The sequence below is a fragment of the Pseudomonas sp. JV245A genome (genome assembly GCF_032424515.1).
Lineage (GTDB): Bacteria > Pseudomonadota > Gammaproteobacteria > Pseudomonadales > Pseudomonadaceae > Aquipseudomonas > Aquipseudomonas protegens.
In genome coordinates, this window is the sequence record NZ_VYKE01000140.1 from 1 (window position 1) to 13,209 (window position 13,209).

The window sequence follows — 13,209 nt, forward strand, 5'->3', positions numbered from 1 at the left end:
CCCAGGCCCTGCAGGGCCTGGGCGGCTACAACTGCGCCCTGGTCGCCCTGGCCCTGGGCCAGCAGGCCCGGCACCCCTGGCGGCCGCTGCTGGGGATGCTGCTGGCACTGCTGATCAGCCCGGGGCTGGTCGCCCTGGGTCTTGCGCCCCTGACCGCACCCTTTGTCCTGGCCTGCTGGCTGGTGCACACCGTCGACCGGGTGCTGGGCCGCAACGTGCGGGGCGACGCGCCTTGCGCTCCCCCGGCAAATCCCCCTAGGCTTCGCTGACTTTCGATTCAGGCGATTTCCATGGGCAACAGCGACAACTGGCGGCAGCGCCTCTACGTAATGATCTTCCAGACCGATACGGTGGCGGGGAGGCGCTTTGACAGCACCCTGCTGCTGATCATCCTCGCCAGCCTGGTGATCGTGATCCTCGACAGCATCGACGAGGTCCATCGCAACTACGCCAACGTCCTGGCCTACATCGAATGGGGTTTCACCCTGATCTTCGCCATCGAGTACGGGCTGCGCCTGTACTGCTCCCCCCGGCCGCTGCGCTATGCCTTCAGCTTCTATGGCCTGGTGGACCTGCTGGCGATCGTTCCGGGGATCCTCGCCCTGTATTACAGCGACGCCCAATACCTGCTGATCATCCGCATCATCCGCATGCTGCGGATCTTTCGCGTGCTCAAGCTGGCGCCCTACCTCAAGCAGGCCCACTACCTGCTGGACGCCCTGCGCGGCAGCAAGCAGAAGATCCTGGTGTTCCTGCTCAGCGTCTGCACCCTGGTTACGGTGTTCGGCACCCTGATGTACGTGGTCGAAGGCCCGGAGCACGGTTTCACCAGCATTCCCAAGGGCATCTACTGGGCCATCGTCACCCTGACCACCGTAGGCTACGGCGACATCGTGCCCAAGACCGTGATCGGCCAGGTGATCTCGTCCATGGTGATGATCACCGGTTACTCGATCATCGCCGTGCCCACCGGGATCTTCACCGCGGAACTGGCCAGCGCCATGCGCGGCGAGCAGCTCAAGCACGACTGCCCGGTGTGCCGCAAGAACACCCACGAACCCGCCGCGGCCTTCTGTTCCCGCTGCGGCAATGCGCTATTCAGGAAACTGGAATAAGCAAAGTACTTTTTAATCTTTAAAGAGATATAGCGCCCCGGCTATAGTCGGCGGCAAATTGCCTTCACTCTCGAACAAAAGGAATGTGCAGTGAAAAAACTCTTCAGCGCCTCGCTACTGGCCGCCGGCCTGGCCCTGGGCAGCGTCGCCCAGGCCGCACCGACCCTGCTCAACGTTTCCTACGACGTGATGCGCGACTTCTACAAGGACTACAACGCCGCCTTCCAGAAACACTGGAAAGCCGAGCACAACGAGAACATCACCCTGCAGATGTCCTTCGGCGGCTCCAGCAAACAGGCGCGCTCGGTAATCGACGGCCTGCCGGCGGATGTCATCACCATGAACATGGCCACCGACATCAACGCCCTGGCGGACAACGGCAAGCTGGTGCCGGACAACTGGGTGACCCGCCTGCCGAACAACAGCGCGCCGTTCACCTCGGCCACCGTGTTCATCGTCCGCAAGGGCAACCCCAAGGCCCTGAAGGACTGGCCGGACCTGCTCAAGGACGGCGTGCAGGTGATAGTGCCCAACCCCAAGACCTCGGGTAACGGCCGCTACACCTACCTCTCGGCCTGGGGCTATGTGCTCAAGAACGGCGGCGATGAGAACAAGGCCAAGGACTTCGTCGGCAAGCTGTTCAAGCAGGCGCCAGTGCTCGACACCGGTGGCCGCGCCGCCACCACCACCTTCATGACCAACCAGATCGGCGACGTGCTGGTGACCTTCGAGAACGAAGCGGAGATGATCGCCCGCGAATTCGGTCGCGACCAGTTCGAGGTGATCTACCCGAGTGTGTCCGCCGAAGCCGAGCCGCCGGTATCGGTGGTGGACAAGGTGGTAGAGAAGAAAGGCACCCGCGCCGCCGCCGAGGAATACCTCAAGTACCTGTGGTCGCCGGAAGGCCAGGAAATCGCCGCCAACAACTACCTGCGCCCACGGGACCCGAAAGTGCTGGCCAAGTACACCGATCGCTTCCCGAAAGTCGACTTCCTCTCGGTGGAGAAGACCTTCGGCGACTGGCGCAGCGTGCAGAAGACCCACTTCAACGACGGCGGGATCTTCGACCAGATCTACACCAACGCCAAGTGACCCCTCGCGGGTGAATGAAAAAAGCGACCTCCGGGGTCGCTTTTTTTATGCCCCAGGCATGGCGCTCAGAGGGCTCGCGCCGGAGTGAACAGCGTCGCTTCGGCGGCCTGATGGCGCTCCTCCAGCACCGCCTCCGCCTCGACTTCGATCAGCCACTCTGGCAGCGACAGCCCGCTGACGATGATCCACGAAGACGCCGGCGGTTGGCTGGCAAAGCGTTCGAGCAAGACTGCGCTGATGTGCTCCTGCTGGTTGCGGGCCGCTTCGGCGATGTAGATCCGCAGCATCACCACATCCGCCAGCCGGCCACCCGCCTCGGCCAGGACCCGGGCGATATTGTCGAAGGCCTGCTCGGTCTGCTCCCGCAGGCCCGGGCCCACGGTGCGCTCCTGCTCATCCACACCCACCTGGCCGGAAAGCAGAAGGCGCCGCCCACCGCGCACCTCCACCGCCTGGCTGAAACCGTATTGCAAGGAATTGAACACACTGGCTGGGTTGAACGTCGACTTTTCCATAAGGCACTCCCGGCGCATTGAACGACCGGAAACCGTAAACCAAGCCTTTGCCGACTTCCACTGCAACCCGCGCGCAGCAACATTTGGCAATGCAAGCCCCCACCCGCCTGGTGGCAACCCCGTGCAGCAGCGGCCTACATCGGCGGCGCGACCCCATCCTTGCCGGCGGAGATCGACTGCGCGGTGAGTTTGCCGTCATCGCTCTGGGTAACGAACATCACCACCTTGACCCCGACCTTGAGCAGGCTGCGGTCGCCGGGAGTCAGGTTGACGATGGGCACATCGTCCGGCACCAGGATCTTCTGCTGGCCGCCCTTGTAGTTGACGGTCAGGGTGCGGCCGTTGCTCACCACCAGGTCACCGACGCTGCCGTTGGTCATGCTGCTGCCCTTGGCCAGGTCGAAAGGCCGGTGGCCATCACCCGTACCGGCCAACTGCGGGGGAAACACATGCACTTCCAGCGCCTTGAGGGTGCCGTCGGCCATGGGCATGGCCGCCGAGCCGATGTAGCTGCCGGGCTTGATGTCCTCGATATTGGCCAGGGTCACGGCACGCACCTGGGTCTGGGGCGTCAGCTCGACGCTGACATTCTCCCCACTGTTGACGTGCACCCGCACCACGTCGCCGCCGACCCCGGTGATTTCCCCGCGTACGCCAATGCGCATGCCCGGCGCATCCTGGGCCAGGGCCGCGGCGCTGCCCAGCAGGAACGCCAGGGCCAGGCATTGAAGGTTGCACAACAAACCAGGCAAAGACCGATTCATGGAACGGATTCCTCAAGGCAATGGGTGCACAGAGCCCGTCAGTCGACTGCAAGGCCCCGGGGGAGCATGAGCATGCTATCGAACAGGATGTAAGTAAATGTATCATCGCCCCTCGACAGCGACACGCCCCGGTACTCAACGGGCCTTCATCATTCGATCGCTGACCTTTGCCACCCGGCCCGCTCCATCGCTTTGCCACGGGGTCTTGCCGACCTCGCTCCTTGCGCTTGCCCCAGAGATCGCCAATGAATTCCACGACCCAGGCTCTGCCCACCGGCAGCGCGACAATGACCCGAGGCATGGTGCTGCTGTTCGCCTTCTGCTGCGGGGCCATAGTCGCCAACATCTACTACGCACAACCGATCATCGAGCTGATTGCCCCGGACCTCGGCCTGTCCAGCGCCCTGGCCAGCCTGATCGTGTCGCTGACCCAGATCGGCTACGCCCTGGGCCTGTTCTTCCTGGTGCCCCTGGGCGATTTGCTGGAAAACCGCCGGCTGATGATCTGCACCACCCTGGTGGCGATTGCCAGCCTGCTGGGCGCGGCCTTTATCCAGCAGCCCAATGCCTTTCTCCTGGTGTCGCTGTTGATCGGCTTCAGTTCGGTGTCGGTGCAGATCCTGATTCCCTTGGCCGCGCACCTGGCCCCCGAGGAAACCCGGGGCCGGGTGGTGGGCGGGATCATGGGCGGCCTGCTGCTGGGGATTCTCCTGGCCCGGCCGGTGTCCAGCGTGGTGGCCGACCACTTCGGCTGGCGGGCGATGTTCATCGCCGCGGCGCTGCTGATGGCGGCCATCAGCCTGGTGCTGATGCTCACCATTCCCAAGCGCCAGCCGGCCCACAGCGCCACCTATGGCCAACTGCTGCATTCCCTGGGCAACTTGCTGCGCCAGCAACCGGTACTGCGCCAGCGCGCCTTCTACCAGGGTTGCCTGTTCGCCACCTTCAGCCTGTTCTGGACCGCCGCACCGCTGGAGCTGGCGCGCCAGCACGGCCTGAGCCAAAGCCAGATCGCGATCTTTGCCCTGGTGGGCGCCATCGGCGCCATCGCCGCGCCCATCAGCGGGCGCCTGGCAGATGCCGGCCATACCCGCATCGCCTCACTGCTGGCCATGCTGCTGGCGGCCCTGAGCTTCATCCCCAGCCTGGTGCATCCGGCCTACAGCGTGATCGGCATGGCCGTGACCGGGGTGGTCCTGGATTTCTGCGTGCAGATGAACATGGTGCTCGGCCAGCGCGCCGTGTACGCCCTCGACGCCCACAGCCGCAGCCGCCTGAATGCGCTGTACATGACCAGCATCTTCATCGGCGGTGCCTTTGGCTCCTCGATTGCCAGTGCGGTGTACGAGCATGGCGGCTGGCTGGGCATCGTGCTGGTGGGCAGCGCCTTCCCGCTGCTGGCCTTGATGCGTTTCCTGCTGGTGCGGGACAACCGCCGCCCGGCCCGGGCCTGAGGAAAAGGCGCGGCGCCCTTGCCCCTGCCCGGAGTTGCCCGGGCAGGCAAGCTGCACAGGAGCGGGCGCCTCAGATGCGTTCGCGCACCAGGACTTCGATATTGGCCGCCGCCCCCCAGAGCCGCAGGCGCCCGATCAGGCCGGCATCGGTTTCCCCCACCAGGTACAGAGTGTCGATGGTCTGGGTCGCGGCCCATTCGACGAACTCGCTGCTGTCGAAGTCGGCCAGGCTGGCCAATTGGAATTCACTTTCATAGAAGCCCGGGGTGACCGGGACCGGGGTGTCCTGGGGGCCGGGCGCGCCCATGAAGTCGCAGCCCAGGTGCACCACGCCCCAACGGGCTACCCGCCAATTGCCCAGGGCTTCATCCAGCCGAGCCCGGGCGCCACGGGCAAAACCCAGGCCATCGATGACCACGCGGCGGTTGATGATCAGCCACAGCTTGCGCCGCCGTGGTGCCTTGAGCAGCACTTCGCCGGTGACCTTGGAGGCGCGCAATGCCAGGGCGATCACCAGCAGCAAGGGCACGAAGTAGCTGTAGAGCCTCTCGGTAGCGCTGACCGTTACCAACCCGTACAGGCGCCGCACCTCGGCCCGCTGCTGCTCCAGTTCCTTGATGCTTTCACTCAAGCCCTGCAGCCATTGGCGGATGGGAGCCGCCGTGTATTCGCCGCGGATATCCTCCAGCGCCTGCTGCACCTTGACCTCTGCCAAGACCGAAAGGCGCCCGTCCGCGGTGCGCTCCAGCGCTGCAAAACGCTCGCACAGGCTGCTGACCTGGGCCGCATCCTGGGGCTCGTAGCGAGCGATGGCCGCCTTGCAGTGCTCCGCGCCCAGCATGTCCTCAATCTCCGTGGCCACACGCCGCTGCAGCCCGGCCTGGGCCTGCTGCGCCAATTGGTAGTCGGTCTGGAACCAGTCCACGCGCACCGCCTGGGTGGCGCTGATCAGGGCCAGGGACGCAAGCAGCAGCCAGGCGTAGTCCACGCGCTTCCAGCCGATCTCGCCCAAGCGAAAGACCGAGATCAGGCTCCAGCAGAAGAAGTAGTACATGAAGACGAATGCCAGCAGCAGGCACACCGGCTCCAGCGACAGGTAAATCAGCTCCGGCACCTCGGCCGGGCCAAAGCCATACACCAGCAACAGCACACAGATCAGCGCAAGCCAGAACACCATCGGCGTGAAATAGGGTTTGTTCAGGTCATTCTTCATCGGGCGCTCAACGGCTGATACTCGGGAACACCCCGCTGTATCGGCCAGGCATCCCGAGGCTTAAATAATCCAGCCCGGGCGCAGGCTCTGGCCTGCGCCTCTGCGCTTATCGGACAGGGTTACTGGAACTGGCGACCAAGCCCGGCGGGCACACCATGGATATCGGTGTCTTCCCAGGGCCCGTCAGGGCTGATGGAGCGGCTCCAGCCATTGTTCCAGCGGTAGTAGGTGCGCTGGCGGTAGAAGGTGTTGCTCTGGTCATCCAGCACATAGACCCCCAACCGCGCATCCCAATGGCTGTGCCCGCCCGGTGGCGGCGCGAAGCTGGCGGAGGTGCGTGGCAGGGGCTTGGCGGCGGGGATCGGCGCGCTGGGCGTACCCGGCGCCGTGGACGGGGCCGGGCGTGTGCTCGGCCCTGCCGGCGGGATCGGCTCGGAGCTGGTGGGCACCGGCCGATGGACCGTACATGCGCTCAACCCCAGGACCAGTGATAACAGGGTGATACGAGCGATGGCGGTCATGGCGGCTTCTCTGATTATTGATCCGGGCTGTCGATGGTCAGCTGCTGGGCAGCGGTGGTGCTGCTGGCCAGAGGCTGGCTGCGCCCGACCCACTCGCCGGCCGTCGGCTGGCCGGCGCGGGACACGCGCGCAACCAGTTGGACTTCAGGGAAGTTCGACAGTTTCAACTGCGGCATCATCGCGTCGGCATCCGCCAGCTCGACCGTGGCCGGCAAGTCGGCCACGGTCAGGCGCTTGGCCGCCAGCGGCGCGGGTGGGCCCTGGGTGGCGCGAGCGAAGATGAACACGCTGTCGCCCGGCTGGACCTTGGCCTTGAGCTCGGCCGCCAGGTCGACCCTGACCTTGAGCACCGCGCCCTTGGCCTGAGCCTTGGCCGCAGGTTCGCTGGCAACCTTGCCGCCACTGGCCACCAGCTTCTCGCTGGCGCGGTCGATACCGCCCTGCAACGCGGCGCGGGAGTTGTCGTCCGGCGGCAGTTGCGCCTGCAGGCGCTTCCAGTAGTCGATGGCTTCCTGGAAACGCCCGCCTTCGAAGGCGGCGATCCCCAGCAGCCCGAGGCTGGTGACTTCATTGGGGTCGGCTTTCAGGGCTTCGTCGGTCAGGCCCTGGACCTTGTCCGACCATTGCTTGTTGTCGGCAAAGTACTGCGCCTGGGCCCATTGCCCCAGCAGCTCGGGCTGACGCCCGGCCAGGGCCACGGTGCGTTCGAAGATCTTCGCCGCGTCCGCCGGCCGGTCCTGGGCCATGTAGGTTCGGCCGAGGAAGTACAGGCCTTCGGCGGAATCCGGCTGGGCCGCTACCGCACGCTCCAGGCGCCGGGTCATTTCCTCCATGGACTGTGGCGCCTGGGCGAACTCCCGGGTCAGCTCGACCTTGTCGCTGGCACCAAAATGCAGGTACAGGCCCAGGCCCAGTACCGGCACCAGCAGCGCGGCCAGCAACGGCAGCGGCTTGCCCAGGCGCGAAGTGCGCACGTTAGCGCTGCCTTCGGTATCGGCCAGCAGTTCGCGCGCGGCTTCGGCACGGCCACTGTCCATCTGTTCGGCACTGAGCACGCCTTCCTGCTGCTGGCTGTGCAGTTCGGCCACGCGCTCTTCATAAAGCGCCACGTTCAGCGCGGTACGATCCTCTTCACGCTGAGCGCGACGCTCACGCAATACCGGGATCAACAGGAAACTCAGGGCAATCAGGAGCAGCAGGCCTGCCGCAAGCCAGAAATCAATCATGGGTGGTTTTTATCCAGCAGTTGGTCGAGGCGCTGACGCTCTTCGACGGAAAGCGTGTTCGGGCTGTCGCTGCGCTGCACGCGCCGACGCCGGACAATCACGACAATGATCACCAGCCCGCCCAGCAGCAACCCGGCGGGGCCGAACCAGAGCAAGGCAGTCTTGCCGGTCAGGGCCGGCCGGTAGCGCACGAAGTCACCGTAGCGATCGACCATGAAGTCGATGATCTGCTGGTTGTCCTTACCCTCGCCGAGCATGCGGAAAATCTCTTTGCGCAGGTCGGCAGCAATCGGCGCGTTGGAATCGGCGATGTCCTGGTTCTGGCACTTGGGGCAGCGCAGTTCCTTGGTCAGCTCGTGGAACCGTTCGCGATCGGTGTCGTTGGCGAACTGGTAGGTGTCGATGGCGGCATGGGCCATGCCGGCGATGCCCAGGCCCAGGATGGCGGCGGCTAACCAGCGCTTCATGGCTTGGCCTCGTCGACCAGGGCCTGGTACTTGGCGGCCAGTTGCTCGCGCCACACCACTTCGTCGATCACCCCGACGTACTTGTCGCGGATGATGCCCTTGGCGTCGATGAAAAAGGTTTCCGGAGCGCCGTAGACGCCCAGGTTCAGGCCCAGGGAGCCCTCCTCATCACGCACGTCCAGCAGGTAGGGATTGTGGAATTCGGCCAGCCACTTCAGGGCATCGGCGTTGACGTCCTTGTAGTTGATGCCGTAGATCACCACGCCCTTCTCGGCCAGCTTGTTCAGTACAGGGTGCTCGACCCGGCAGGAAATGCACCAGGTGCCCCAGACGTTGACCAGCGCCGGCTTGCCCAGCAGGTCGGCGCGGGTCAGGGTCTTGTCGCCCTGCACCGACGGCAGGGAGAACTCCGGGAACGGCTTGCCGATCATCGCCGACGGCAGTTCGGCCGGGTCCAGGTACAACCCGCGATAGAGGAACACCGCCACCACCAGGAACACCGCCAGGGGCAGCATCATCATCCAGCGTCTCATGCCGTAGCTCCTGTCATGCCCAGCGCTTCGCGCACGCGGCTTTTAACCTTGACCCGGTAGCGCCGGTCCAGGGCCGCCAGCAAGCCACCGAAACCGGTGAGCAGGCCGCCGAACCAGATCCAGCGCACGAACGGCTTGACGTGTACCCGTACCGCCCAGGCGCCATCGCCCAGGGGCTCGCCAAGGGCCACATACAGGTCGCGGGTGAAGCCGGCATCGATCCCGGCCTCGGTCATCATCGAACTCTGCACGGTATACAGGCGCTTCTCCGGATGCAGCACCGCCACTTCCTTGCCATTGCGCACCACGCGGACGGTGCCCTTGTCGGAAGTGAAGTTCGGCCCTTCGAAGTGCTTGGCGCCCTCGAAGATGAAGTGATAGCCGGCCAGTTCCATGGATTCGCCCGGCGCCAGGCGCAGATCGCGCTCGGCGCTGTTCTGGCTCGACAGCACCACGCCCAGGGCGCAGACCGCGATGCCCAGGTGCGCCAGCTGCATGCCCCAGTAGCTGCGGGTCAGGCTCGGCAGGCCCTTGATCAGGCCCTTGTGCCGGGTCTTGTCGACGATGTCGCGAGCCCCGGCCAGCAGCACCCAGGCCGCCAGCAGGAAGGTCGCCAGCACCGCCCAGTTGAAGTCGCCATAGGCGATGCCCGCAACCACGGCCAGGGCCACGCTGCCCAGCAGTACCGGGCCGAGCATGCCCACCAGCCATTTCACCGGGGTGTCTTTCCAGCGCACCAGCACGCCCACCGCCATCACCACCATCAGCAGGGCCATCAGCGGAATGAACAGCGCGTTGAAGTACGGCGGGCCCACCGACAGCTTGGCGCCGGTCAGGGCGTCCAGCACCAGCGGGTACAGGGTGCCGAGGAGAATCATCGAGGCCGCCACCACCAGCACCAGGTTGTTGCCCAGCAGCAGGGTTTCCCGCGACCAGAGGTTGAAGCCCACCTGGCTCTTGACCACCGGCGCGCGCAGGGCGAACAGGGTCAGCGAACCACCCACCACGAACAGCAGGAAAATCAGGATGAACACGCCGCGCTCAGGGTCGGAGGCGAAGGCATGCACCGAAGTCAGGACGCCGGAACGCACCAGGAAAGTCCCCAGCAGGCTCAGGGAGAAGGCAGCAATCGCCAGCAGCACGGTCCAGCTCTTGAACACCCCGCGCTTTTCGGTGACCGCCAGGGAGTGGATCAGCGCCGTGCCCACCAGCCAGGGCATGAACGAGGCGTTTTCCACCGGGTCCCAGAACCACCAGCCACCCCAGCCCAATTCGTAGTAGGCCCACCAGGAGCCCAGGGTGATGCCGATGCCGAGGAAGGCCCAGGCCACGATGGTCCAGGGCCGCGACCAGCGAGCCCAGGCGGCGTCCAGGCGGCCGCCGAGCAAAGCGGCGATGGCGAAGGCGAAGGCCACCGAAAAACCCACATAGCCCATGTAGAGCATCGGCGGGTGAACGATCAGGCCAATGTCCTGCAACAGCGGGTTGAGGTCGCGACCATCGGCCGGCACTTGGGGCAGGATCCGCGAAAACGGGTTGGAGGTCATGATCAGGAACAGCAGGAAGCCGGTGCTGATCATGCCCATCACCGCCAGCACCCGGGCCAGCATCACCTGGGGCAACTGGCGCGAGAACACCGACACGGCGAAGGTCCAGCCACCGAGGATCAGTGCCCAGAGCAGCAGCGAGCCTTCGTGAGCCCCCCACACGGCGCTGAACTTGTAGTACCAGGGCAAGGCGCTGTTGGAGTTGCTGGCGACATAGGCCACCGAGAAATCGTCGCTCATGAAAGCGTAGGTCAGGCAGCCGAAGGCGAACGCCAGGAAGGCGAACTGGCCCCAGGCAGCCGGCTGGGCCAGGCTCATCCACAGGCGATCACCGCGCCAGGCCCCCAGCAGCGGCACCACGGCCTGGACCAGGGCGAAGCACAGGGCGAGGATCATCGCCAGGTGACCGAGTTCGGGAACGAACAGTGCGGAACTCATGGCTTAACCCTCTTTCGCTGGTGTCGGTGCCGATTGGCCGCTGTCTTTCAGGGCCTTGGTGACTTCCGGCGGCATGTACTTCTCGTCGTGCTTGGCCAGCACTTCATCGGCCACCACCACGCCATCGGCGTTGAGCTTGCCCAGGGCAACGATGCCCTGCCCTTCGCGGAACAGGTCCGGAAGGATGCCGCGGTAGGTGATGGTCACCGACTTGTTGAAGTCGGTGACCACGAATTTCACGTCCAGGGAGTCGGCGGAACGCTGCAGGGAACCGGCCTGGACCATGCCGCCGGCGCGGATCCGCGTGTCCAGCGGTGCTTCGCCATTGGCGATCTGGGTCGGGGTGTAGAACAGGTTGATGTTTTCCTTCAGCGCGCTGAGGGCCAGGCCGACGGCAATGCCGACACCGACCAGAATCGCCAGGATGATCAAAAGACGCTTTTTACGCAGCGGATTCACTTACCGTTCTCCCGGCGCAGACGACGCGCCTCTTGTTGCAGATAGCGCTTGCGCGCCAGGATCGGCGCCACCAGCTCACGAGCCAGGACCACCAGGCAAATGCCATAGGCCGACCAGACGTAGAGGCCGTGATGGCCCATGGCGAGAAAATCGCTGAAGGATGCAAAGCTCATCGGGCGGCCTCCAGGCTGCGTTGGACTTCGGCCTTGACCCAACTGGTCCGGGCTTCACGCTTGAGCACCTCAAGGCGCATGCGCAGCAACAGCAGCACACCAAAGAAACAGTAGAAACCCAACGAGGTCAGCAGCAGCGGCAGCCACATTTCCACCGGCATGGCAGGCTTTTCGGTCAGGGTGAAGGTCGCGCCCTGGTGGAGGGTGTTCCACCATTCCACCGAGTATTTGATGATCGGGATATTCACCACCCCGACAATCGCCAGCACCGCACAGGCCTTGGCGGCGCTGTCACGATTGCTGATGGCGGCATTGAGCGCAATCAGACCTGCGTACAGAAACAGCAGGATCAGCATCGACGTTAGTCGGGCATCCCAGACCCACCAGGAACCCCAGGTCGGCTTGCCCCAGATAGCCCCGGTCACCAGGGCCAGGAAGGTGATCGAGTGCCCGATCGGCGCCGCGCATTGCAGGGCGACATCGGCCAGTTTCATTTTCCACACCAGCCCGACCACACCGCACACGGCCAGCATGACGTAGCAGGACTGGGCCAGCATCGCCATCGGCACATGGATGTAGATGATGCGGAAACTGTTGCCTTGCTGGTAATCCGGTGGCGCAAAGGCCAGGCCCCAGACCACGCCGAGGCCGATCAGCAACACGGCGGCAACACTCAGCCAGGGCAGCAGCTTGCCACTGATGCCGTAAAACCATTTAGGCGAGCCGAGCTTATGAAACCAAGTCCAGTTCATTCACTATTTCCATCACGGGTGCTTTTCGTGGTCGAAAAGCCTGGGTCTTTTCTCAGAAAGAAGTGATCAAAAAATGATCAGACCTCATTATTATTCGCCGACGCTGATCTTCAGGCCAGCCGCTATTGCAAAGGGTGTCAAGGTTACTGCCAGGGCGGTCAGGCTCCCAAGCCAGAGCAGGTAACCGGTTGCCGGCATGCCCTGCAATGCCGCCTGCAGGGCGCCACTGCCGAGAATCAGTACCGGGATGTACAACGGCAGGATCAGCAGCGCCAGCAGCAGGCCGCCACGCTTGAGCCCCACCGTCAATGCCGCGCCTACTGCGCCCAGCAGGCTGAGCACCGGGGTCCCCAGCAGCAGGGACATCAGCAGCACCGGCAGACAGGCGGCAGGCAGCCCCAGCATCACCGCCAGCAAGGGCGCGAGCAAGACCAGTGCCAACCCGGAAAACACCCAGTGTGCCAGTACCTTGGCCAGAACCAGAAGAGCCAGGGGGTGCGGCGAAAGGACCCACTGCTCCAGGGATCCATCCTCGAAATCACTGCGAAAAAGCCCGTCCAGCGAGAGCAGGACGGACAATAGGGCCGCTACCCAGACCAGCCCCGGAGACAAGGTTTGCAACAATTGTGTCTCAGGTCCCACGGCCAGGGGGAACAGTGCGACAACGATTGCGAAAAATACCAAGGGGTTGGCCAGTTCCGCCGGGCGCCGGCACAACAGGCGCGCTTCACGGGCCACCAACAGGGCAAACACACTCATGCAGCCCACCGTCCCAGGTCAATGTCACGGTAGCCAGAAGGCATGCGGGCCAGGCTGTGGTGGGTGGTCAGGACCACCATGCCGCCGCGCTCGCAATGGCCCGCCAGGTGTTCTTCGAGCTGGGCCACGCCCTGCTTGTCGAGGGCGGTGAAGGGTTCGTCGAGTATCCACAACGGCGGGC

General features: G+C 64.5%; 16 protein-coding genes and 1 pseudogene. 4 read left to right on the top strand and 13 right to left on the bottom strand.

The annotated features are described in order from the left end of the window. From F6S12_RS25535 to F6S12_RS25545, 3 genes are all read left to right on the top strand, one after another. A partial coding sequence (locus F6S12_RS25535; protein ID WP_315869449.1) for an urea transporter occupies positions 1-269 on the top strand: 269 nt, incomplete at its 5' end. Positions 270-290: 21 nt separating this feature from the next. Further along, the gene (locus F6S12_RS25540; protein ID WP_015634655.1) at positions 291-1,115 is read left to right on the top strand and encodes an ion transporter; all 825 of its coding nucleotides are present in this window, start codon (positions 291-293) and stop codon (positions 1,113-1,115) included. 90 nt (positions 1,116-1,205) lie between these two features. After that, positions 1,206-2,207, top strand: coding sequence for a sulfate ABC transporter substrate-binding protein (locus tag F6S12_RS25545; protein ID WP_011060028.1), 1,002 nt, complete (start codon positions 1,206-1,208; stop codon positions 2,205-2,207). Positions 2,208-2,272: 65 nt separating this feature from the next. Here the strand turns inward: F6S12_RS25545 and F6S12_RS25550 are convergent, their stop codons facing one another. Further along, entirely contained in the window at positions 2,273-2,722 is a 450-nt protein-coding gene (locus F6S12_RS25550; protein WP_315869450.1) for a RidA family protein, read from the bottom strand. Positions 2,723-2,856: 134 nt separating this feature from the next. After that, positions 2,857-3,486, bottom strand: coding sequence for a hypothetical protein (locus tag F6S12_RS25555; protein WP_183000592.1), 630 nt, complete (start codon positions 3,484-3,486; stop codon positions 2,857-2,859). Positions 3,487-3,731: 245 nt separating this feature from the next. Between F6S12_RS25555 and F6S12_RS25560 the strand changes: the two genes are divergently transcribed. After that, a complete protein-coding gene (locus tag F6S12_RS25560; RefSeq protein ID WP_041116710.1) occupies positions 3,732-4,940 on the top strand; it encodes an MFS transporter in 1,209 nt (402 codons plus the stop codon). 70 nt (positions 4,941-5,010) lie between these two features. On the opposite strand, the gene F6S12_RS25565 is transcribed toward F6S12_RS25560, so the two are convergent. From F6S12_RS25565 to F6S12_RS25615, 11 genes and pseudogenes are all read right to left on the bottom strand, one after another. Beyond that, complete coding sequence (locus F6S12_RS25565; protein ID WP_315869451.1) at positions 5,011-6,153, bottom strand: hypothetical protein; 1,143 nt, start codon at positions 6,151-6,153, stop codon at positions 5,011-5,013. 119 nt (positions 6,154-6,272) lie between these two features. Then, positions 6,273-6,674, bottom strand: a complete 402-nt coding sequence (locus tag F6S12_RS25570) for a hypothetical protein (protein ID WP_011060023.1) — start codon at positions 6,672-6,674, stop codon at positions 6,273-6,275. A 14-nt stretch (positions 6,675-6,688) separates the two neighbouring features. Beyond that, positions 6,689-7,900: a c-type cytochrome biogenesis protein CcmI gene (ccmI, locus tag F6S12_RS25575; RefSeq protein WP_015634649.1), complete on the bottom strand. Its 1,212-nt coding sequence runs from the start codon at positions 7,898-7,900 to the stop codon at positions 6,689-6,691. Continuing rightward, positions 7,897-8,367 (bottom strand): cytochrome c-type biogenesis protein CcmH, encoded by a 471-nt coding sequence (locus tag F6S12_RS25580; RefSeq protein WP_011060022.1) that lies wholly within the window; start codon positions 8,365-8,367, stop codon positions 7,897-7,899. The genes ccmI and F6S12_RS25580 overlap by 4 nt, the downstream gene beginning before the upstream one ends. Further along, positions 8,364-8,900, bottom strand: coding sequence for a DsbE family thiol:disulfide interchange protein (locus F6S12_RS25585; RefSeq protein WP_011060021.1), 537 nt, complete (start codon positions 8,898-8,900; stop codon positions 8,364-8,366). Before F6S12_RS25585 ends, F6S12_RS25580 begins: the two co-directional genes overlap by 4 nt. Further along, entirely contained in the window at positions 8,897-10,885 is a 1,989-nt protein-coding gene (locus F6S12_RS25590) for a heme lyase CcmF/NrfE family subunit (protein WP_011060020.1), read from the bottom strand. The genes F6S12_RS25585 and F6S12_RS25590 overlap by 4 nt, the downstream gene beginning before the upstream one ends. Before the next feature lie 3 nt (positions 10,886-10,888). Continuing rightward, positions 10,889-11,344 carry a cytochrome c maturation protein CcmE gene (gene ccmE / locus F6S12_RS25595; RefSeq protein WP_011060019.1) on the bottom strand — a complete coding sequence of 152 codons (456 nt, stop codon included), beginning with the start codon at positions 11,342-11,344 and terminating at the stop codon, positions 10,889-10,891. Further along, positions 11,341-11,517 (bottom strand): heme exporter protein CcmD, encoded by a 177-nt coding sequence (ccmD, locus tag F6S12_RS25600; RefSeq protein WP_011060018.1) that lies wholly within the window; start codon positions 11,515-11,517, stop codon positions 11,341-11,343. The genes ccmE and ccmD overlap by 4 nt, the downstream gene beginning before the upstream one ends. Further along, entirely contained in the window at positions 11,514-12,269 is a 756-nt protein-coding gene (locus tag F6S12_RS25605; protein WP_072444213.1) for a heme ABC transporter permease, read from the bottom strand. Before F6S12_RS25605 ends, ccmD begins: the two co-directional genes overlap by 4 nt. A gap of 90 nt (positions 12,270-12,359) precedes the next feature. Further along, a complete protein-coding gene (gene ccmB / locus F6S12_RS25610) occupies positions 12,360-13,028 on the bottom strand; it encodes a heme exporter protein CcmB (protein ID WP_011060016.1) in 669 nt (222 codons plus the stop codon). Further along, positions 13,025-13,209: pseudogene (locus F6S12_RS25615) on the bottom strand (heme ABC transporter ATP-binding protein CcmA); the annotation flags it as partial. The gene ccmB and the pseudogene F6S12_RS25615, both read right to left, overlap by 4 nt.